Source organism: Vibrio sp. 10N.237.312.B06 (assembly GCF_041464685.1).
Taxonomy (GTDB): Bacteria; Pseudomonadota; Gammaproteobacteria; order Enterobacterales; family Vibrionaceae; genus Vibrio; species Vibrio tasmaniensis_A.
The window spans coordinates 17,202-36,977 of the sequence record NZ_JBFSPI010000051.1 but is presented as its reverse complement, the minus strand read 5'-3'; the positions used below and the strand labels follow the sequence as shown (position 1 = coordinate 36,977).

20 protein-coding genes are annotated in these 19,776 nt (G+C 45.1%); 3 read left to right on the top strand and 17 right to left on the bottom strand.

What is annotated here, in order from left to right; all coding sequences use genetic code 11:
* Positions 1–100: 100 nt before the first annotated feature.
* The 7 genes from rlmM to pomA all read right to left on the bottom strand — a co-directional run bounded on the left by rlmM (position 101) and on the right by pomA (position 7,302).
* Positions 101–1,192 carry a 23S rRNA (cytidine(2498)-2'-O)-methyltransferase RlmM gene (rlmM, locus tag AB6C75_RS14665; protein WP_029223796.1) on the bottom strand — a complete coding sequence of 364 codons (1,092 nt, stop codon included), beginning with the start codon at positions 1,190–1,192 and terminating at the stop codon, positions 101–103.
* Positions 1,189–1,587 carry a DUF423 domain-containing protein gene (locus AB6C75_RS14660; RefSeq protein WP_372108048.1) on the bottom strand — a complete coding sequence of 133 codons (399 nt, stop codon included), beginning with the start codon at positions 1,585–1,587 and terminating at the stop codon, positions 1,189–1,191. Before AB6C75_RS14660 ends, rlmM begins: the two co-directional genes overlap by 4 nt.
* Entirely contained in the window at positions 1,577–2,200 is a 624-nt protein-coding gene (locus tag AB6C75_RS14655) for an alpha/beta fold hydrolase (RefSeq protein ID WP_017069501.1), read from the bottom strand. The genes AB6C75_RS14660 and AB6C75_RS14655 overlap by 11 nt, the downstream gene beginning before the upstream one ends.
* Positions 2,193–3,101 carry a transcriptional regulator GcvA gene (locus tag AB6C75_RS14650; RefSeq protein ID WP_372108047.1) on the bottom strand — a complete coding sequence of 303 codons (909 nt, stop codon included), beginning with the start codon at positions 3,099–3,101 and terminating at the stop codon, positions 2,193–2,195. The genes AB6C75_RS14655 and AB6C75_RS14650 overlap by 8 nt, the downstream gene beginning before the upstream one ends.
* A 667-nt stretch (positions 3,102–3,768) precedes the next feature.
* Entirely contained in the window at positions 3,769–5,217 is a 1,449-nt protein-coding gene (gene thiI, locus AB6C75_RS14645) for a tRNA uracil 4-sulfurtransferase ThiI (RefSeq protein WP_009847462.1), read from the bottom strand.
* A 361-nt stretch (positions 5,218–5,578) separates the two neighbouring features.
* Entirely contained in the window at positions 5,579–6,526 is a 948-nt protein-coding gene (locus tag AB6C75_RS14640) for a flagellar motor protein MotB (protein WP_009847463.1), read from the bottom strand.
* Between the two features lie 11 nt (positions 6,527–6,537).
* Entirely contained in the window at positions 6,538–7,302 is a 765-nt protein-coding gene (gene pomA, locus AB6C75_RS14635) for a flagellar motor protein PomA (protein ID WP_009847464.1), read from the bottom strand.
* 298 nt (positions 7,303–7,600) lie between these two features.
* Between pomA and xseB the strand changes: the two genes are divergently transcribed.
* Genes xseB through dxs form a run of 3 tightly spaced genes read left to right on the top strand, consistent with a single transcriptional unit; the run spans position 7,601 to position 10,653 of the window.
* On the top strand, positions 7,601–7,843 hold the full coding sequence (gene xseB / locus AB6C75_RS14630; RefSeq protein WP_004734405.1) for an exodeoxyribonuclease VII small subunit: 243 nt from the start codon (positions 7,601–7,603) through the stop codon (positions 7,841–7,843).
* Positions 7,844–7,863: 20 nt separating this feature from the next.
* Positions 7,864–8,748, top strand: coding sequence for a (2E,6E)-farnesyl diphosphate synthase (ispA, locus tag AB6C75_RS14625; RefSeq protein WP_017103890.1), 885 nt, complete (start codon positions 7,864–7,866; stop codon positions 8,746–8,748).
* A gap of 21 nt (positions 8,749–8,769) precedes the next feature.
* On the top strand, positions 8,770–10,653 hold the full coding sequence (dxs, locus tag AB6C75_RS14620) for a 1-deoxy-D-xylulose-5-phosphate synthase (RefSeq protein ID WP_372108046.1): 1,884 nt from the start codon (positions 8,770–8,772) through the stop codon (positions 10,651–10,653).
* Positions 10,654–10,779: 126 nt separating this feature from the next.
* Here dxs and pgpA read toward each other — a convergent pair whose 3' ends face one another.
* From pgpA to proB, 10 genes are all read right to left on the bottom strand, one after another.
* Positions 10,780–11,286 (bottom strand): phosphatidylglycerophosphatase A, encoded by a 507-nt coding sequence (pgpA, locus tag AB6C75_RS14615; protein ID WP_372108045.1) that lies wholly within the window; start codon positions 11,284–11,286, stop codon positions 10,780–10,782.
* On the bottom strand, positions 11,286–12,260 hold the full coding sequence (gene thiL, locus AB6C75_RS14610) for a thiamine-phosphate kinase (protein ID WP_135384141.1): 975 nt from the start codon (positions 12,258–12,260) through the stop codon (positions 11,286–11,288). The genes pgpA and thiL overlap by 1 nt, the downstream gene beginning before the upstream one ends.
* A 115-nt stretch (positions 12,261–12,375) precedes the next feature.
* Positions 12,376–12,843 carry a transcription antitermination factor NusB gene (gene nusB / locus AB6C75_RS14605; protein ID WP_004734399.1) on the bottom strand — a complete coding sequence of 156 codons (468 nt, stop codon included), beginning with the start codon at positions 12,841–12,843 and terminating at the stop codon, positions 12,376–12,378.
* Complete coding sequence (ribE, locus tag AB6C75_RS14600) at positions 12,843–13,313, bottom strand: 6,7-dimethyl-8-ribityllumazine synthase (protein ID WP_004734398.1); 471 nt, start codon at positions 13,311–13,313, stop codon at positions 12,843–12,845. Before ribE ends, nusB begins: the two co-directional genes overlap by 1 nt.
* A 280-nt stretch (positions 13,314–13,593) precedes the next feature.
* Positions 13,594–14,703, bottom strand: coding sequence for a bifunctional 3,4-dihydroxy-2-butanone-4-phosphate synthase/GTP cyclohydrolase II (gene ribBA / locus AB6C75_RS14595; RefSeq protein WP_372108044.1), 1,110 nt, complete (start codon positions 14,701–14,703; stop codon positions 13,594–13,596).
* Positions 14,704–14,812: 109 nt separating this feature from the next.
* Positions 14,813–15,469 (bottom strand): riboflavin synthase, encoded by a 657-nt coding sequence (locus AB6C75_RS14590; protein WP_372108043.1) that lies wholly within the window; start codon positions 15,467–15,469, stop codon positions 14,813–14,815.
* 55 nt (positions 15,470–15,524) lie between these two features.
* The gene (gene ribD, locus AB6C75_RS14585) at positions 15,525–16,619 is read right to left on the bottom strand and encodes a bifunctional diaminohydroxyphosphoribosylaminopyrimidine deaminase/5-amino-6-(5-phosphoribosylamino)uracil reductase RibD (protein ID WP_372108049.1); all 1,095 of its coding nucleotides are present in this window, start codon (positions 16,617–16,619) and stop codon (positions 15,525–15,527) included.
* 40 nt (positions 16,620–16,659) lie between these two features.
* The gene (gene nrdR / locus AB6C75_RS14580) at positions 16,660–17,109 is read right to left on the bottom strand and encodes a transcriptional regulator NrdR (RefSeq protein ID WP_004734394.1); all 450 of its coding nucleotides are present in this window, start codon (positions 17,107–17,109) and stop codon (positions 16,660–16,662) included.
* 156 nt (positions 17,110–17,265) lie between these two features.
* Positions 17,266–18,516: a glutamate-5-semialdehyde dehydrogenase gene (locus AB6C75_RS14575; protein ID WP_372108042.1), complete on the bottom strand. Its 1,251-nt coding sequence runs from the start codon at positions 18,514–18,516 to the stop codon at positions 17,266–17,268.
* A gap of 66 nt (positions 18,517–18,582) precedes the next feature.
* A complete protein-coding gene (gene proB / locus AB6C75_RS14570; protein ID WP_012604650.1) occupies positions 18,583–19,767 on the bottom strand; it encodes a glutamate 5-kinase in 1,185 nt (394 codons plus the stop codon).
* Between the last annotated feature and the right edge of the window lie 9 nt (positions 19,768–19,776).

Here is a 19,776-nt window from a genome sequence, read left to right as displayed (position 1 = left end):
ACAGCTCGGAAGGATCCTTCAACCGATCACTTTGGCTTTAACTGATCGGCATTACCCCTAAAGGAGCATTTTATTTATCACTGACACACTAATGTAAATATTAGTACGGTGAGATATTCGAAAGCGACTGAATATGAACCGTGATCTCTTCGCGATCGTGGTAAAGGTGCTTCGCCTGCATCTTGAACTTCACTTTGTTATCAATCAGGAACTGTTTTAGGTTTTCGATATCCTGCAGAACTTCATCGTAACGGCCTTTCATTGGCAGTTTAAGGTTGAACAGTGCTTCTTTCGCCCAGCCTTTGATGATCCACTCCCCCATTAAATGAGCAACACGAGCCGGCTTCTCAACCATGTCACAGATAATCCAAGTGACGTTCTTACGGTCAGGTTCGAATTTAAAACCATCCACCATGTGGTGCTTAATTTGACCCGTTTCCATTAGGCTGTCTGCCATCATGCCGTTATCAACACAGTGAACAAACATAGAGCGCTTAACCAATTGGTAAGTCCAACCACCTGGACACGCGCCTAAATCTACGCCCCACATACCCGGAGCCAGACGTTCGTCCCACTCATCACGAGGGATGAATACGTGGAATGCTTCTTCTAGCTTCAATGTAGAACGGCTTGGTGCATCTGATGGGAATTTCAAACGAGGAATACCCATGAAGAACTGTGAGTTGTTAGTTGGGTAAGAGTAACCAACAAAACAGTGACCCGGAGCGATAAAGCATAAATGAAGCACTGGCTTCTTAGCGTTGTCTTTCGCTGTCATCAGCCCTTTACCGCGCATTGCCTGACGCATTGGCACAGTAAACTTACGGCAGAACTTCAAAAGCTCTTTCGCTTCATTAGTGTCTGGTGTTTCAATACGGATATCGCCACAACGTGGGAAACCTTCTTTCTCAGAAAGCGCCTCAAGAATTGGAGAAATACGATCATCAGTCGGCAGATCTTTGATTTCAACCGCTACCGCGATCATTTGACGAGCAAAGATCAACGATTGGAAGTCGATCTCTTTTACCAGTTTATCGGCTTCGCCTGCTTGATAACATTCAAACAATACAAAGCCTGTATTGTTCTTTAAGCGAGGAAAACCAAACACTTCCAGTTGTGTAGCCTTGTCTTGAATTTCGCCAGCACATTCTTTTTCAAAACCAGAGCGACAATAAAGTAGTACGTGTTTCACTGAGTTACCTCTTTTATATTCAAAGCAGCGAAGGAGAAGACTCCCCAACCAATGATAAATAGTAGACCACCAAACGGAGTGATAGGGCCAAACCATTTTATTCCTGTCAGTGCCAAGCCATAAAGGCTGCCACTAAAACAAAGGATGCCGATGATAAAGCAAATTGCCGCAATGAAAAAATATTTTTGTGATTTAGCACCAAGTTTCATCTGTAGCAGAGCACCACACGCCAATATTGCTAGTGTATGGATAAACTGGTACTGAACACCTGTCTCAAACACGTCTAGCAGATACTCTGGCAAGACAGCTTTTAACCCGTGAGCGGCGAAGGCACCTAGCATTACGGCTATTGCGCCAGAGATACCTGAAAAAGTGAGTAAATACTTACTTCTCATTAAGTACCTCTTTGATAAACGCCGATAGTTTCTCAACGGTTAACGCTATGTTCTGCTGTTCGGTGTAGCCAGAGCTCTTACGAGGCTTAAAGCTGTGATCGCCATCAGGAATAAACTCAACACGAATCGAATCCGACAGGTCGAAATCAGCAAACTCTTCTCGCTTACCAAAGGTATCACGTTCACCCTGCAGAATAAGACACGGCTTTGCTAACTCAGCCAAGTGCTCACCTTTGTATTTCTCTGGTTTGCCTGGCGGATGGAAAGGAAAGCCTAAACAGGCCATTGCAGCCACCTTATCAACTTCAGACAAATGGCTCGCCATACGTCCTCCCATCGACTTACCGCCAATCACAAGCTTATCGGCATCTACCTGTCCGATAATATCTTGGTAAGCTTCGAGCAGTTTAGGGGCTCGATCAGGTGGACGACGCTTACCATCTTCAGCACGTTTGATCATGTAAGGGAAATTAAAACGAATCACTCGTATCCCTTTAAACGCCAACCCTTTTGCTACCGACTGCATGAACTCATGATCCATACCTGCGCCAGCACCATGTGCAAAGATAAAGGTTATTGGGTTGTCTTCACCATCAATGATGAGGTTATTCATCAAGTAAGTCCTCTTGTTCACTTTGCGCTTTCGCCAACATCCAATCACGGAAAGTCGCAATACGCCCCATGTCAGCTTGTTTCTCATGACACACTACATAGAAGGCGTTCTTACTTACCAACACTTCATCAAAAGGTGCAATCAAACGACCTGCTTCGATTTCAGGTTGCGCCAACACATTATTACCCAAAGCAATACCTTGCCCGTGAGCGGCCGCCTGCAATACCATGGTTGAGTGACTGAAGATAGGGCCATGATTAACGTTTACCCCATCAATACCATTTTGCTTAGCAAACTGTTTCCAATCCTTTCGTGATGTATCATGCAGTAGCGTATGACATGCCAAATCACTGAGAAATTCTAAAGGTTTAGCTCCTAGCAGCACGGAAGGTGAGCAAAGAGGGATCAAATATTCTTGGTAAAGCTTATCGGCTCTGAGCCCCGACCAATTCCCTCGGCCATAGTAAATAGCCACGTCTACATCATCGGTCAACGAGCCTTCATCCATATCAACGGCTTTGATTCTTACATCAATATCAGGTTCTTGCTGATTAAAGTCAGCGAGCCTTGGTACCAACCATTGAATAGCAAAACTCGGCGGCAAACTGATGGTCAATGCGCCCTTCTCACTTCGCTCAAGCACTTTGTCTGTCGCTTCTGCCAGTGATGTAAAAATATCTTTGATATCCAAGAAGTAGCTTTGGCCTTCTTCCGTCAGCAACAAAGAGCGATTTCTTCGACGAAACAGCTTCAAAGACAAGAATTCTTCAAGCGCTTTAATCTGATGACTCACTGCAGCTTGAGTAACAAACAACTCTTCTGCGGCACGCGTAAAACTCAAGTGTCGAGCCGCGGCTTCAAACACTCTTAGCGAGTTTAATGGGGGTAATCGACGAGACATAGTTACTCTCTAAATAAGCATTAGTTTTTTTTATCTGAAACATTATAATTTGTCCATTGCCTAGCGGCCAGAGAAATTCTATATTTCATCCCGCAGCAGCTAGCCTGAACGGCTTGATTCTCTCTAGAATCAATTGGTTTAGCTCCTGCGATGTTGTGTTTGCAAACTCGTTCTTTTCGAGTTGGGTAGAGTTCTACCAAATGTTTTGTTGCAGTTCTATACTGAAACGAGACATGTACTTCCTGTATTTATTTTGACCTGTCTGTCAAATTTGTTACACCGCCTTATGGGCGGTGTTTTTTTATGTGCAAAGAAAAGTAACAACAAGTTTATCAATAGCTGTACTAATTAATCTTTGTTATTTTTCATCGTCAATCACAGAATCAGACACCCACTCAAATAATCAACTGAACACATACAAATAGCACCATTGAGTTGCATTAAAAAGTAACAGAATACTTCAAGATACTCACACTTCTTCAGTACTTATAGACCCGTTTAGAGCTCACCAGTTCTATCAATCAAAAATTTTAAAGCTGAGCATGACGATAGCACGTCCAAACGCATGCCTCTGTCTACTGTCAATCCTTCATCATAGACAATAAAAAAGCCGCTTACTTTTCAGTCTGCGGCTTTGCAAAATTATTAACGGTTGGTCAACACACCACTATGGGCGGTAAACCTTAACGTTGTGGAAGCCTTGTTCTTGCAAGTAAAGCGCTTGCAGACGGCTCATGACACCACGGTCACAGTACAACAAGTACTCTTTCGATTGGTCTAGGTCACCAAACTGAGTTGAAAGCTTGAAGAACGGGATGTGTTTGATTTCAACACCATCGATCTCTAGCGGGCTTTCATCTTCTTCGTCTGGGCTACGGATATCAAGAACGACAGCGTGCTCAGCAACGGCTTGAACTTGCTCCACTTCTGGTGCCTGTTCTTGGCTCTCTTTCTCGATATCACGGATATCCATAATACGAGCATTCTCGATCACTTGCTCTAGCACTTCGAAGTTAAACTTAGCTTCTTCCGCTTCTAGTTTGCCTTTCTTCGCTTTCACGGTTGGCTTCTTAGAGATAACACCACAATACTCAGGCATTACTTTAGCGAAGTCTTCAGTACCAATCTTGCGAGACAGGTCGATGATATCTTCTTTATCCCAGTTGATCAGTGGACGAAGGATCAAAGTGTCCGTCACGTTGTCGATATGACGCAGGTTAGTTAGCGTTTGGCTAGAAACCTGACCAAGAGCTTCACCCGTTACTAGTGCTTCGATACCGAAACGCTCTGCAACCATACCACCAGCACGCATGAACATACGCTTAAGAACAACGCCCATTTGGCCATCTTCAACGTTCTCAAGGATCTCTGCAACTACAGGTTCAAAATCAATAGAGATGAACTTCACCTTTGCAGATGAACCGTATTTATCCCATAGATAATGAGAAACCTGCTTAACACCAATCTCGTGAGCAGGGCCACCAAGATTGAAGAAGCAGTAATGCACTTTAGAACCACGTTTGATGTGTAAGTAGCTTGAAACACCAGAATCAAAGCCACCAGAGATCAAGCTAAGCAGATCTTCTTGAGTACCAAGAGGGAAACCACCTAGGCCTTTATGACGTTCAATAACTTGGTTTAGCTTATCGTTCTCGACTTCAACTTTAACGGTAATATCTGGATTTTTCAGTTTTACTTTTGCTGATTCAACCGCTTGGTTTAGACCGCCGCCTACGTAGCGTTCTAGCTCGATAGAAGTAAAGTCATGCTTACCACGACGCTTAGCACGTACAGAGAAAGTCTTACCTTCAATAAGAGCACCGCTACGCTCAAGAACTTGCTCGTAAATATTGTGCAGGTCTTTAAATTCTGATTGCTGAACTTCAAGGGAGTGATGAATACCCGGAGTTTGCGTCAATACTTCAAGTGTTTCTTTAAAGTATTTGTCGCTCTCAGACGTCACTTCGATATGGTCACGGCGGTTGAAGACAGCCACAGACTCAGTACGACGCTGAAGAATAGTACGAATATTACGTTCTAGAATCTTTGTGAAGCGCTTACGCACCGATTCACTTTTTACAAAAATTTCCGGGTGGGGCTTAACAATAAATTTCATAGTACTTTCACGCCAATAAGGTTCACAATTTTAATAGGTTCATCACCACGTAAAAGGTCATTTCACATAGTTATTGAAGCAATAATAGATCAATATTAAATCTAAGGGCGCGAATTATACATGAGAAAATCAAACAAGGAAAAGAGTGCGTGCTTTGGTGCCATTAATAAACTCACCTTAGTTACAAACTATCGTCTCGATTTCATCCGAGCTCATTTATCCATATCTTCTCTTCTCTTCTCTTCTCTTCTCTTCTCTTCTCTTCTCTTACTAGCTTGGTACAAACCCTTTTGTGTATCAGACAAAGAAAAAGCCCAATCTACGACAGATTGAGCTTTGGGATGCATATTCTTGGTAAATACTATTCAGTGATTACTGGGACTTCTTCACTGTAAAGCGGTTCGCCCTGCATAATACTGATTTCAACACGACGGTTTAAGCTACGTTGCCATTCAGTATCGTTCGGCTCTACTGGCTCAGTATCAGCCATACCACGCACTCTTAAGCGTTGATGAGAGAAACCACGGACCTTTTCCATCTCTTGAGCCACAGACACCGCACGCTGCGATGACAAATCCCAATTAGAGCGATAAAGCTCAGAATCAAGACGTTGATTATCAGTATGCCCAGAGATTCGGACAATGCCCGGAACATCTTTCACTAACTCAGCAACCTGTCTAACCAATGGTCGGAACTTAGGTTGTAGGAAAGCAGAACCCGATGGGAATGCGCCTTTTTCACGAATTCGAATCACAATTTGCTGGCCAAGGTTTTCCACCTCAATCGCGCCTTGGTCGATCTCTCGCTCCAACGCCTTCTTGATGCTCTCCATCAAGGTTTCCATCTCTTGAGACTGTTCTTGAGCTTGCTGTTGCTGCTGATCTGATTCTGAGTTTTGGTTGTTGTGCGCAGAAACCTCTGCTGATTTACCCCCCGTCATCTTGCCCTGATCACGCATCGTACCGCCAGCACGCTCAGATTCCCCTTCATGAAACTCTAGAGTTTGCTGCGTAATATCAATGGTTTGCTGCATGATTACATCAATAGGCGTCGGTTCTGGGCGACCAGGACGAAACTCCTGCGCAATAATGCTGGTACCTTTAGGAATGTCTTTTACTTCCAAGCGGTTTTGTACACCAAACGCGAATTTCATTGAGCCTGCGATCTGTTTAAATTTCAGTACGTCCATCTCAGAGAATGAGAGGAGCAGTACAAAGAAACACATCAACAATGACATCAAGTCAGCAAATGTTCCCATCCATTGTGGCAAACCCGGAGGGGGACATTTACATGGATTTTCTTCATCCATTTTTATTCCCCTTAAGCCATTTCACCATCAATCGTACGTTTACCTTCGTTAAGGTAACTCTTCAGATAACCGTCAATAACTCGTGGGTTTTGACCATCTTGAATCGCGAGTACGCCATCCATCACCAAACGACGATTCAGTGTCTCTTGGTCACGACGTAGAGCAAGTTTGTCCGCGATAGGGAAGAACACCATGTTCGAAAGAATTGCACCATATAGAGTGGTTAAAAGTGCAACCGCCATCGCCGGCCCGATCGCTTTTGGATCATCCATGTTCGAAAGCATGGCAACCAAACCAACCAAGGTACCAATCATACCCATTGCGGGTGCAACATCACCAAAAGCTGTAAATACTTTAGCGCCCTGTTCGTGACGTTCTGTGGTTAACGCGATGTCTTTTTGCAGTGCTGCACGCACTACATCACCATCATGGCCATCAACCAATAGGTCGATACCCTTTTGCATGAAACTGTTGCTGATTTCCATCTCTTCAAGTGCTAAGAAACCGCCTTTACGCGCGGCATCCGCCATCTCTACGACTTTAGCAATAAGATCTTCTGGCTCATCGGCTTTAAACATAAATGCTTTACCGGCAATTTTTGCCGCACCAAAGAACTGTCCCATGGTGAATTTCATTAGAACAACAAACGTTGAACCACCAATCACGATCAAAACGGATGTCGTGTCATAGAACATCCCGAGGCTTCCACCTAGGATCATTGCCATAATTACGAAGGCAAATCCACCAATCAAACCTATTAGGGTTGCTAAATCCACTGAGCACTCCTCATGCTTTTTTACAGTTCTACGTCGACGATAATATTCTTATCGGCAAGATTATAAGATCTTTTAGTTAATTCTTCGTCTAAGTATCACACTTTTCGTTTTTGAATCACAACTATTGGCTTACTTTGGCCTTATCCAAAGCGTATAAACTCGATAAAGCCACGGTTATTCAATCAAAGTAAATTCAAGCGCCTTAAAAACGAACTTTCTAGCAAAAATTCTTGGTTACATTTGACCATCTCAGCGGCCTAGGGTAACGTTCGTTCATCTTTCCAAACGCAGATTTATTATGGCTACTAAGAAACCTGAAAATATGAGCTTTGAAGCGGCTATCGAAGAGCTTGATGGCTTGGTTGATCAACTAGAAAATGGTGATCTAGCTTTAGATGATGCGCTGAAAAAGTTCGAACGAGGCATCTCCCTCGCTCGTGCTGGTCAAAGTAAACTAAACGACGCTGAACAGCGTGTTAGCATCCTGCTGCAAAATGATGAAAATGCAGAACTGAGTGACTTTAACCCACAACCTGAATAACAAATTGTATGAGATCCCCTATGATCGAGACGTTATTGTCTTATCAAGCACGTAATAACGAGCAACTTAACCTTTGGCTTGATCGCCTGCCACACCAAAATCAGAATCTCATTAACGCGATGCGTTATGGGTTACTTTTAGGCGGCAAACGCGCACGTCCGTTTCTTGTCTACATTACAGGGGAAATGCTCGGTTGCACTGCGGAAGAACTCGACACTCCAGCTTCAGCAATCGAATGCATTCATGCCTATTCTCTGATTCACGACGACCTTCCAGCAATGGACGACGACGAATTGCGTCGTGGCCATCAGACTTGTCACATCAAATACGATGAAGCAACGGCAATTTTAACTGGCGATGCACTACAAACTCTCGCGTTTACTATACTTGCGGAAGGCACATTAAGTGCTGACGGGGAAAGCAATCGCGTTCGAATGATTCAACGCCTAGCAGAAGCGTCTGGTGCACAAGGTATGTGTATTGGACAAGCACTTGATATTGAAGCTGAAAACCGCTCTGTCACGCTAGAGGAGTTAGAAGAAGTTCACCGTAACAAGACTGGCGCTCTAATGAAGAGTGCGATTCGTTTAGGTGCTCTGTCTGCTGGCGAAAAAGCGTTTGAAGTGATGCCTCAATTAGACAAGTACGCCGATGCCATTGGATTAGCATTCCAGGTTCAGGATGATATTTTAGATATCACTAGTGATACTGAAACTTTGGGTAAGCCACAGGGTTCTGACCAAGAATTGAACAAAAGCACCTACCCTTCTTTGTTAGGTTTAGAGGGCGCTCAAGAAAAAGCGCAAACTCTGCTACAGGAAGCGCTTCAAGCTTTGGCTGCAATCCCATACAATACCCAGTTACTCGAAGAGTTCGCCCGATACGTCATCGAGCGCAAGAACTAAGACAATAAGCGCGCATTACCTATGACTCTTGATATATCCAAGTACCCAACTCTTGCTTTGGCTGATAAGCCAGAGGACTTGCGTCTACTTCCAAAAGAGACGCTTACACAGCTTTGTGATGAATTACGCACCTATCTTCTAAACTCAGTGAGCCAGTCAAGTGGCCACTTAGCATCGGGCTTAGGTACGGTAGAGCTAACCGTTGCTCTGCACTACGTGTACAACACGCCTTTTGACCAGTTGGTTTGGGATGTTGGTCACCAAGCCTACCCGCACAAGATCCTTACAGGTCGTCGTGACCGCTTATCGACTATCCGTCAAAAAGATGGACTGCACCCATTCCCATGGCGTCAAGAGAGCGAATACGACACGCTTTCTGTTGGTCACTCTTCAACATCGATCAGCGCCGGACTTGGTATGGCGATCAGTGCGAAGAAAGAGGGCAAGAACCGTAAAGTCGTGAGTGTGATTGGTGATGGCGCGATTACCGCAGGTATGGCCTTCGAAGCGATGAACCACGCGGGTGATATTCACAATGACATGCTGGTTATCCTGAACGATAACGAGATGTCGATCTCTGAAAACGTCGGTGCTCTGAACAACCATCTAGCTCAAGTTCTTTCTGGCAGTCTTTACACGTCAATTCGTGAGGGTGGCAAGAAAGTGCTATCGGGCGTTCCGCCGATTAAAGAGCTCGTTCGTCGTACAGAAGAACATCTAAAAGGCATGGTTGTCCCTGGCACCATGTTTGAAGAGTTAGGCTTTAACTACATTGGTCCGGTTGACGGTCACGATGTGAATGAGCTGATTAAAACGCTTAAGAACATGAGAGACCTAAAAGGCCCTCAGTTCCTGCATATCATGACCAAGAAAGGCAAAGGCTACGAGCCTGCAGAGAAAGATCCAATCGGTTACCACGGCGTACCGAAATTCGATCCCGCACACTCAAGTCTGCCTAAGAGCACCAGCTCGAAACCAACTTTCTCTAAGATTTTTGGCGACTTCCTGTGTGATATGGCTGCGCAAGATCCTAAGCTGATGGCAATTACGCCAGCAATGCGTGAAGGTTCTGGCATGGTACGTTTCTCGAAAGAGTACCCAGAGCAATACTTCGATGTAGCGATTGCTGAGCAACACGCAGTGACACTAGCAACGGGTATGGCGATTGCGGGTGATAAGCCGATTGTGGCTATCTACTCGACGTTCTTACAACGTGGCTACGATCAACTGATCCACGATGTCGCTATCATGGATCTACCGGTTATGTTCGCTATTGACCGTGCAGGTCTTGTTGGAGCCGATGGTCAAACACACCAAGGTGCGTTCGACTTAAGCTTTATGCGCTGTATTCCAAACATGGTGATCATGGCACCAAGCGACGAAAACGAATGTCGCCAAATGCTATACACTGGCCACAAGCATACAGGTCCAAGTGCCGTTCGTTATCCTCGTGGTAATGGTATGGGCACCGAGATTCAAAGTGAGTTTACCGCACTTGAGATTGGTAAAGGTCGTATCGTTCGCGAAAGAAAAAAAGCAAAAGATGGCTTGAAAGTCGCTATCCTAAGCTTCGGTACTTTCCTTGAGAGTGCACTTCAAACGGCTGACGCTATCGATGCAACAGTGGCTGATATGCGCTTTGTGAAGCCACTCGATGAAGCTCTGATCAAACAACTTGCTGCTGACCACGATGTACTTGTGACAATCGAAGAAAACGCGATTGCAGGTGGTGCCGGCGCGGGTGTGATTGAATTCTTGATGAAAGAAAAGCTACTGATGCCAGTATTGAACCTTGGTCTACCAGACAAGTTTATTGCTCAAGGTACTCAAGGCGAACTGCATGAAGAGCTTGGCTTAGATGCTAAAGGCATAGAGAAATCTATCTCTGATTACCTTGCTAAATAGCCTTAACACGTAAGCTCTAAAGTCGTAAGCAATAAAAGCAAAAAAGGTTGGCCCTAGGGTCAACCTTTTTAGTATCCGAGACTTAGCTTAATGTGCTTGCAACTAAATCTTAATCCTTCAGCTAACTTAAACTAACCAGCCCGCGAAATGTGCAACTGCGTACAAGGCAACAGCCGCCATAATACCTGCCACAATATCATCAATCATGATACCTAAGCCGCCGTGTACTCGTTTATCTAGCCAGCCAATAGGCCAAGGCTTCACCATATCGAAAAAGCGAAATAGGACAAAACCAGTGAATAACCATTTCCAGTCATCCGTAGGGATATTCAATAAAGGCACTAGACCCATGGTGATCCAAAAGCCCGCAAACTCATCCCATACGATAGAGCCATGGTCGTGTACACCCATATCATCAGATGTCACCTGGCAGATCTTGATACCGATAATACAACTAACAACCACTACTGCGACATAAGCAGGAAACGGTAACTGAACCAGCAATAGATAGAATGGAATCGACGCAAGCGTGCCCATTGTGCCTGGAATAATCGGCGATAAGCCACAGCCAAAACCCGTAGCCAATAAGTGCCAAGGATTTTTAAGAGAAATAAGAGAAAGTGGATTTGTCATCAATTAACCTTAAAGTGATCGTAACCAGTTAAGTTCCAGCTTAGTGGTTCACCATTATTGTGTAATTCAAAATATTCTACAGGTCTTATCTGGCCAATGCAGGTGACTTTTGTACCTGTGTGCGACAAAGCACTTTCCAATGAACCTTTATTTTCTTCCGGCACGGTAAAGCAGAGTTCGTACTCTTCACCACTGGTCAACGCATACTGCTGTGCAGAAGCGGTATCAGAAGAGAATTGAAGTAATTCAGCAGAGATTGGTAACGCACTCACATCAATGCTTGCACCGACCTGAGAACGCTTAAGGATGTGTTTTAAGTCTGCAATAACGCCATCAGAGATATCAATAGCCGATGAAGCTAGGTTCACGAGCGCCTGACCCGCCAATACTCGTGGAGAGCTGATGTAGTGCCTCTCTTCTAGCTCAAGTGCATAAGGCTTAGCTTTGTTCTGTTCTGGGTCTAATATCACCTCTAGCCCAGCTTTGCTGTCACCTAAGTTACCCGTTACGTAAATCCAGTCCCCCACTTTCGCACCATCTCTGCGTAGTGCTCGGCCTTCTGGCACAAAGCCCTGTACAGTCAGCGTTAAACTCAGCGGCCCTTTGGTCGTATCACCACCAATAAGTTGAATACCAAAATAGTCTGCAAGTTTGAAGAAGGAATCACAGAAGGGAGCAAGCCATTCTTCATCGACTTCTGGCATGGTTAACGCAAATGAAACCCAGGCAGGCGTCGCACCCATCGCCGCAAGATCGCTAATGTTCGAAGCCAAAGCCTTATGTGCCACCCAAGCTGGGTTTGCCTCTGCTAAAAAGTGCGTGCCCGCGACTAAAGTATCCGTGCTAATCGCTATCTCAACATTGCCCGGCGCTTTGACCAAAGCACAGTCATCGCCAGCAGCCAGATGTACGTCTTTACGTTGTGGTTGTCGATTTACAAAATATTTTTCAATCAGGTTAAATTCGCCAGACATCACATGCCCTATCTTTAGTCTTCATACAAATCACCGTAATTATTAATATTACAGAAATTTAGTTACAAAAAAGGCCAGCATAAAAGCTGACCTTTAGATTCAATATACGAACGTCTTATTTCTTACGAACGTGCGGTGCAGCTTTATCAAGCACACCGTTAACAAACTTATGGCTGTCTTCTGCTGCGAATACTTTCGCAAGCTCGATAGCTTCGTTGATAACCACTTTGTATGGTACATCTTCGCGACGAGTCATCTCGTACATAGCTAAACGTAGAAGCGCTAGTTCCATCAAATCCAGATCTTGCATAGGGCGAGATACGAATGGACGAAGCTTGCTATCAAGTTCCATGTGGCTAAGAGCAACACCAGTTAGTAGGTCGCGGAAGTATGCAACGTCTGTTTCTGGCATAGCTAGAGCAGGTTCTGCGGCATGATGCTCTTCTTCATCATACTTACCACCAGATAAGAACTGTTCTTCAACGGTAGCAATATTTTCTTTAGTAATTTGCCAAGAATAAATTGCTTGTAGAGCAAATTGACGTGCGTTACGACGTGCGGCTGGTTTCACACTGGCCCCCATTAGGAATCGATTTCAGAAAGAACGTTGATCATCTCAAGTGCGCTAAGTGCGGCTTCTGCACCCTTATTACCAGCCTTGGTTCCTGCGCGTTCAATAGCTTGATCGATCGTATCAACAGTAAGAACACCAAACGCTACTGGAAGAGAAAATTCCAGAGACACTTGTGCCAAACCTTTATTACATTCACTACAAACATAGTCAAAGTGAGGTGTACCGCCACGGATTACTGTACCAAGAGATACAATCGCATCGAACTTACCTGTTTTTGCAACGCGTTGCGCTACAAGTGGAAGTTCTACTGCACCAGGGCAACGAACAACAGTGATGTTGTCTTCGCTTACTTGTCCATGACGCTTTAAAGTATCGATTGCACCAGAAAGTAAACTTTCGTTAATAAAACTGTTGAAACGAGCAATAACGATAGCAATTTTTGCATTTGGCGCTGGGAAGCCACCCTCGATCACTTTCATAAGCCTTCCTTTAACTATTTTCATCAAGTGAGAATCGCCGGATTCTAGCACAAAACTGTGAGCAATATCTAATGCTAATTTAGAAGAACAGACACCGGAGATGTAAAGATCATAACGCAGCGCTGCGGCCAACCATATTGGAGCAGCAAGTAGCCAAACTTGTGTATTCGACACGTTTTGAATCGGGCTTGGCTACTTTGCTCTTTTATCGAAATTAACCCCTAAAAGAGCCACTGAAATCATCGGTAAATTATGTCGCTATAAACGGACAGACGTCATCTTACTCGCAAACGTATTCAACAACGTTAAGGCCAAAACCACCCAATGCGTGGTAACGCTTAGTGCTTGAAGACAACAAACGCATATCATGAACACCTAGGTCTTGTAGAATCTGAGAACCCACACCAACACGACGAGAAGTACCCTGCTTCTTAGCCATGGTTGGCTGCTCGTTCTTATCTTGCGCTTCGAATGTCTTCACTTTGTGAATCAAAGAATCAGAAGACTCTTCGTTGCCCAGAATAACCAGCACACCGCCTTCATCGCCAATACGCTTCATCGCTTTATCTAGCGACCAGCTACGCTCTGTACCACGGTCTGAATGAAGCAGGTCAGTGAACGTGTCATGCAGGTGAACACGCACCAAAGGAGCACCTTCGGTTAAGCTGCCTTTTTGCATTGCATAGTGGATCTGGTTATCGATCGTGTCACGGTAAGTCACAAGCTCAAAGTCACCAAACTCTGTTGGCAAATGGCATTGTGCTACACGTTCAATCGTCGTTTCTGTGTTGTTGCGGTATTCAATCAAGTCAGCAATGGTGCCTAATTTGATATCGTGTTTTTCAGCGAAGACTTCAAGATCAGGACGACGTGCCATGGTGCCGTCGTCATTTAGGATCTCAACGATAACAGACGCAGGCTCACAGCCTGCTAACCGAGCTAAGTCACAACCTGCTTCAGTATGGCCTGCGCGCGTTAGAACACCACCTTCTTGAGCAGTCAGAGGGAAGATATGGCCAGGTTGAACTAAGTCAGCCGCTTTTGCGTCTTTTGCCACAGCAGCTTGAACGGTAACAGCGCGGTCTGATGCAGAAATACCGGTTGTTACGCCCTCTGCCGCTTCAATTGAAACCGTAAAGTTCGTCGTGTATTGAGCGTTGTTGTCTTGAACCATAGGCGCTAGACCCATGCGATGTGAACGCTCTTTGGTCAACGTTAAGCAAATTAAGCCACGGCCATACATCGCCATGAAGTTAATCGCTTCTGGCGTAACATGTTCAGCTGCCATGATCAGATCGCCTTCATTTTCGCGATCTTCATCATCCATCAGGATAACCATTTTCCCTAGGCGAATGTCTTCAATAATTTCTTGAGGAGTACTAATTGGCATTGTTCTATATCCTTTGAAATGGTTCTGCTTCCTAGAACCGACACTATTTAAACCTGATGATATTGCTGCGCTTTTACAAAGTACTCTTTAGCAAGCTTTGTACAAACAGTTAAGCAAAACCATTCTGCTGTAAGAATTCCATCGTCAATCGAGATTCAGGCTCAGACTCTTGCTGTTGGCCTTGAAGTAGACGCTCCATATAGCGCGCTAATACATCGACTTCTAGATTCACTTTGCGACCAACATTGAATTGATCGATGGTGGTTTCTGAAGAGGTGTGAGGAACGATCGTCAGCTTAAAAACATTCTTGCGTAAATCATTCACCGTTAGGCTAATGCCATCTACGGTGACTGAACCTTTTTGAGCCACGTACTTTGAGATATCTGCAGGCATTTCTACCCAGAACTCAATCGCACGACCGACTTGGTTACGCTCAACAATCTCACCCACGCCATCAACGTGACCCGATACAATATGACCACCGAAACGCGTGGTCGGTAACATTGCTTTCTCTAGGTTGACCTTATCGCCAGCTTGGTAATCGACAAAACCCGTTTTTTTCAGGGTCTCAAGCGAAAGGTCTGCACTGTAGCTATGGTCGTTATACTCAACAACCGTCAAACAAACACCATTGGTCGCGATACTGTCGCCTAACTTGACGTCAGCCATATCAAGATTACCAACATTAACCGTTACGGTGATGTCTTCTCCGCGGGGAGTGATTGCACTCAATGTACCTACGGCTTCTACAATTCCTGTAAACATTTTAAAACTCTTTTTGTTGTCAACGACATGTATTTGGTTAGCAGAACTATTTCCACTATGGTTTCGTTACTATTTGTTTCGCGACTATTGGTTTCGCGACGATGCGAATATCCACACCAACCTGTCGAACATCTTTAATTTCTAGGTCAATCACATCAGACATTGAAGTGAGCCCTAATGCGCCCATCAAACCTCGTCCGTCACTGCCCATTAGTTTAGGTGCTAAATAGAGGATTAGCTCATCCACCAACTGTGCTTCAATCAAGCTTTTTGCCAATGTCGCGCCCGCTTCGACCCAAATATGATCAATATGGTTCGCTGGCAATTGACGCATCAAATCGTGTAAATCAAGCTGACCAGTATCCGTTGTTCTGACCTCAATATCAGCAGAGGTTTCAGCAACTCTCAATACCGAAGTTGGAGTCTGGAATAACTTGAGTTCAGGACGCAGTTGGTTTTGACGATCGAGAATCACGCGAATCGGCTGACGCAGCTCGTCTTCAGCGTAATGACCTTTGATACTGCTTGGCAACTCTGCCCAGCGAACATTCAACGACGCGTTGTCTTCAATCACTGTCTGGCTAGTTGATAACACCGCACCTGATTTTGCTCGGTAGTTCTGAACATCACGACGCGCTTCTGGCGATGTGATCCACTGGCTTTGACCATTTTCCAATGCCGTTTGCCCATCAAGGCTAGCGGCCATCTTTAACTGAACGAATGGCATGCCCGTTTGCATACGCTTGATAAATGCAGGATTCAAATCGAGAGCATCTTGCTCAAGCAAACCGATTTCAACCTCAATACCCGCCTCGCGTAGCATCTTGATACCACGGCCTGCGACTTTAGGGTTTGGGTCCTGCATGGCACAAATCACTTTTGAAACTTGAGCCTTAATCAAACCTTCAGCACAAGGCGGCGTTCTACCGTAATGAGAACAAGGTTCAAGTGTGACATAAGCGATCGCACCTTTTGCCTTATCACCCGCCATTCTCATAGCGTGTACTTCGGCATGAGGTTCGCCTGCTTTAGCATGAAAACCTTCACCAACGATCTGACCGTCGGTTTGTACAATGACACAACCCACATTAGGGTTTGGCGCAGTAGTGTAAATGCCGCGTTTGGCTAACTTAATAGCACGCGACATCATTTGAAAATCTAGGGGAGTAAAATTAGACATGATTGAGGGGTTAGTCCTCTAATTTAGCGATTTCTTCGCCAAACTCTCGGATGTCTTCAAAGCTGCGGTAAACAGAGGCAAAACGAATGTACGCCACTTTGTCCAATTCTTTCAATTGGCCCATCACAAGGTTACCAATCATCTCGCTTGGTACTTCACGCTCACCAGTCGCACGGAGTTGTGACTTAATCGTGCTGATCGCAAGTTCAATCGCATCAGCACTCACTGGGCGTTTTTCTAGGGCGCGCTGCACACCACCGACCATTTTATCTTCATTAAATGGTTCGCGGTTTCCATTCGACTTTATGACTTTAGGCATCACAAGTTCTGCCGATTCGAAAGTCGTAAAACGTTCACTACATGCAAGGCATTGACGGCGACGACGAACCTGATGGCCATCGGCTACCAGTCTTGAATCGATTACTTTAGTGTCGTTCTCTGAACAAAAAGGACAATGCATATCACCTCCAAATAATTGAATATCAGTGTAACGGAATTGCCAAACGTTAGGAAAGAAAAAGGGCCAATTAAGGCCCTTTTGTGTGGTAATTCATTGATTATTGCTACTCGATCGCCATTTCAAAAATGAGCTGAGGAGTAAAATTAACGACCAGCGTTAACCGCGAACTAAATAGTTCGCTTTACCTACCCACTTGTAGCTTGTCAGCTCTTCTAAGCCCATTGGGCCGCGAGCATGTAGTTTCTGGGTAGATACTGCGACTTCAGCGCCTAAACCAAACTGTGCGCCATCTGTAAAACGTGTTGATGCATTCACATAGACTGCAGCTGAACCGACTGAATTAATAAAGCGCTCTGAGCTCTCTAGACTGTTAGTCATAATCGCATCTGAGTGACTCGCGTTGTGTACGCGCATGTGGTCAATCGCTTCTGCCACATCCGCAACTACTTTTACGCCTAGCGTGTAGCTTAGCCATTCAGTGTCAAAGTCACCTTCAACGGCATCACGTTGGTCTTCAAAACCAGTAAGCAATGATTTTGCACTAGCGTCAGCAACCAAGGTTACTTTGCCTGCTAAACGCTGTGTTAGCTTAGCAAGGAAAGCCTCAGCAACCGCTTCATGCACTAGCAGCGTATCCAATGAATTACATGCAGATGGACGTTGAACTTTCGAGTTTTCAACCACATCAACAGACTTCTCAAGATCAGCGCTCTCATCAACAAAGATATGGCTGATACCGAAACCACCGATGATCACTGGAATGGTGCTGTTTTCTTTACACATTTTGTGCAGACCAGCGCCACCACGAGGAATGATCATATCCACGTAGTCATCCAGTTTAAGCAGTTGAGAGACAAGTTCACGATCGGGTTTCTCGATGTACTGCACAGAAGCCGCAGGAAGTTCCGCTTTCTCTAATGCAGACTGGATTACTTTAACCAGCTCCATGTTTGAGAAGAATGTCTCTTTGCCGCCACGTAGGATGCTTGCGTTACCAGTTTTGAGACACAGTGCTGCAATATCGATGGTTACGTTTGGACGCGCTTCATAAATAACACCAACCACGCCAAGTGGTACACGACGGCGAGACAGTGACATACCGTTTTCAAGTACCTTACTGTCAATCTCGCTGCCGACTGGATCATTCAGGCTAATCACGTTACGTACATCGTTAGCGATACCGGTTAAGCGTTCTTCGTTCAGCAATAGACGATCAAGCAGTGCATCAGTCAGACCCGCTTCACGGCCAAGTTCGATATCTTTCGCGTTTGCTTCTAAAATCGTTGTTGCGTTTGCTTCTAGCTCATCAGCGATAATCGCCAATGCTTTATTCTTTTGCGCCGTAGATGCGGTCGCTAGGTGGAAAGCAGCGTCTTTTGCTGCGATACCCATGTTAGTTAAATCCACGTTTAACTCTCCCTAAATTCTGTCTGTCTTTGGATGCAAAAAGGTGATTCGCCTTCTCATCACGAGCTATTCTTGGATTACAACAAGGTCGTCACGGTGAATGACTTCTGACCCGTAATCGTAGCCAAGGATGTCGCCAATATCTTTACTGTGCTTGCCTGCAATTTTTGCTAGGTCTTGGCTTGAATAACTGGCGATACCACGCGCAATTACTTTGCCTTTACTGTCTGTGACTTGGGTGACTTCACCACGAGAGAATTCGCCTTTAACTCGAACAACCCCTTTCGCCAACAAGCTGCTGCCTTTAGTGTTGACTGCGTTTACTGCGCCGTCGTCGACCACAATGTCACCAGCTGAAGCAGGGCCCGCTAGAATCCAGCGTTTACGGTTTTCAAGCGCTTCCGCTAAAGGCAAGAAACGTGTGCCTTGTGGGTTGTCACTCAGTGAGTCAAACACCACATTTTCAGCACTGCCCGCAGCAATAATTACTTCGATGCCAGCGCGACGAGCAATATCAGCCGCCTGCAGTTTTGTCGCCATGCCGCCAGTACCTAACGTAGTACCACTGCCGCCTGCGATCTTGCGCAGTGTGTCATCAATAGTTTTCACTTCTTTGATGAGCTCAGCATTTGGGTCTTTACGAGGGTCAGCCGTAAACAGGCCTTTTTGGTCCGTTAATAGCAAAAGCTTATCAGCACCGCACAAAATACCCACTAAGGCCGACAAGTTATCATTGTCGCCCACTTTAATTTCGTTGGTGGCTACTGCGTCGTTTTCGTTTACTACCGGAATAATGTCGTGCTCAACAAGCGCATTGATCGTGTCACGTGCATTAAGAAAACGCTCGCGATCATCGAGATCAGCACGAGTCAGTAGCATCTGGCCAATCTTAAGGCCATAGATAGCAAACAAAGACTCCCAAACTTGAATCAACTGACTTTGCCCAACTGCCGCAAGCAATTGTTTGCTTGCCATAGAGTTGGGAAGTGCGGGGTAACCAAGGTGCTCACGTCCGGCTGCAATTGCGCCAGACGAAACCATAACCACAGAGTGGCCTTGTTTTTTTAATTCAGCACATTGACGAACCAGCTCAACCATATGAGCGCGGTCTAATGCCAATGTTCCACCAGTTAAGACACTGGTACCCAGTTTAACAACGACAGTTTTACGCTGTGTTGTTGTCCCGCTTTGATGATTTGTTGTCATGAAGTCTTTTATGGATAAAACAAATAAGAGGTGATGTTTTAGCAATCAAAAGGG

Excerpts from the sequence above, each read along its gene's own strand:
- AB6C75_RS14660 (WP_372108048.1), bottom strand. The coding sequence starts at position 1,587 with ATGAGAAGTAAGTATTTACTCACTTTTTCAGGTATCTCTGGCGCAATA.
- AB6C75_RS14655 (WP_017069501.1), bottom strand. The coding sequence starts at position 2,200 with ATGAATAACCTCATCATTGATGGTGAAGACAACCCAATAACCTTTATC.
- AB6C75_RS14650 (WP_372108047.1), bottom strand. The coding sequence starts at position 3,101 with ATGTCTCGTCGATTACCCCCATTAAACTCGCTAAGAGTGTTTGAAGCC.
- thiI (WP_009847462.1), bottom strand. The coding sequence starts at position 5,217 with ATGAAATTTATTGTTAAGCCCCACCCGGAAATTTTTGTAAAAAGTGAA.
- AB6C75_RS14640 (WP_009847463.1), bottom strand. The coding sequence starts at position 6,526 with ATGGATGAAGAAAATCCATGTAAATGTCCCCCTCCGGGTTTGCCACAA.
- xseB (WP_004734405.1), top strand. The coding sequence starts at position 7,601 with ATGGCTACTAAGAAACCTGAAAATATGAGCTTTGAAGCGGCTATCGAA.
- ispA (WP_017103890.1), top strand. The coding sequence starts at position 7,864 with ATGATCGAGACGTTATTGTCTTATCAAGCACGTAATAACGAGCAACTT.
- dxs (WP_372108046.1), top strand. The coding sequence starts at position 8,770 with ATGACTCTTGATATATCCAAGTACCCAACTCTTGCTTTGGCTGATAAG.
- pgpA (WP_372108045.1), bottom strand. The coding sequence starts at position 11,286 with ATGACAAATCCACTTTCTCTTATTTCTCTTAAAAATCCTTGGCACTTA.
- thiL (WP_135384141.1), bottom strand. The coding sequence starts at position 12,260 with ATGTCTGGCGAATTTAACCTGATTGAAAAATATTTTGTAAATCGACAA.
- nusB (WP_004734399.1), bottom strand. The coding sequence starts at position 12,843 with ATGGGGGCCAGTGTGAAACCAGCCGCACGTCGTAACGCACGTCAATTT.
- ribE (WP_004734398.1), bottom strand. The coding sequence starts at position 13,313 with ATGAAAGTGATCGAGGGTGGCTTCCCAGCGCCAAATGCAAAAATTGCT.
- ribBA (WP_372108044.1), bottom strand. The coding sequence starts at position 14,703 with ATGCCAATTAGTACTCCTCAAGAAATTATTGAAGACATTCGCCTAGGG.
- AB6C75_RS14590 (WP_372108043.1), bottom strand. The coding sequence starts at position 15,469 with ATGTTTACAGGAATTGTAGAAGCCGTAGGTACATTGAGTGCAATCACT.
- ribD (WP_372108049.1), bottom strand. The coding sequence starts at position 16,619 with ATGATGTCGCGTGCTATTAAGTTAGCCAAACGCGGCATTTACACTACT.
- nrdR (WP_004734394.1), bottom strand. The coding sequence starts at position 17,109 with ATGCATTGTCCTTTTTGTTCAGAGAACGACACTAAAGTAATCGATTCA.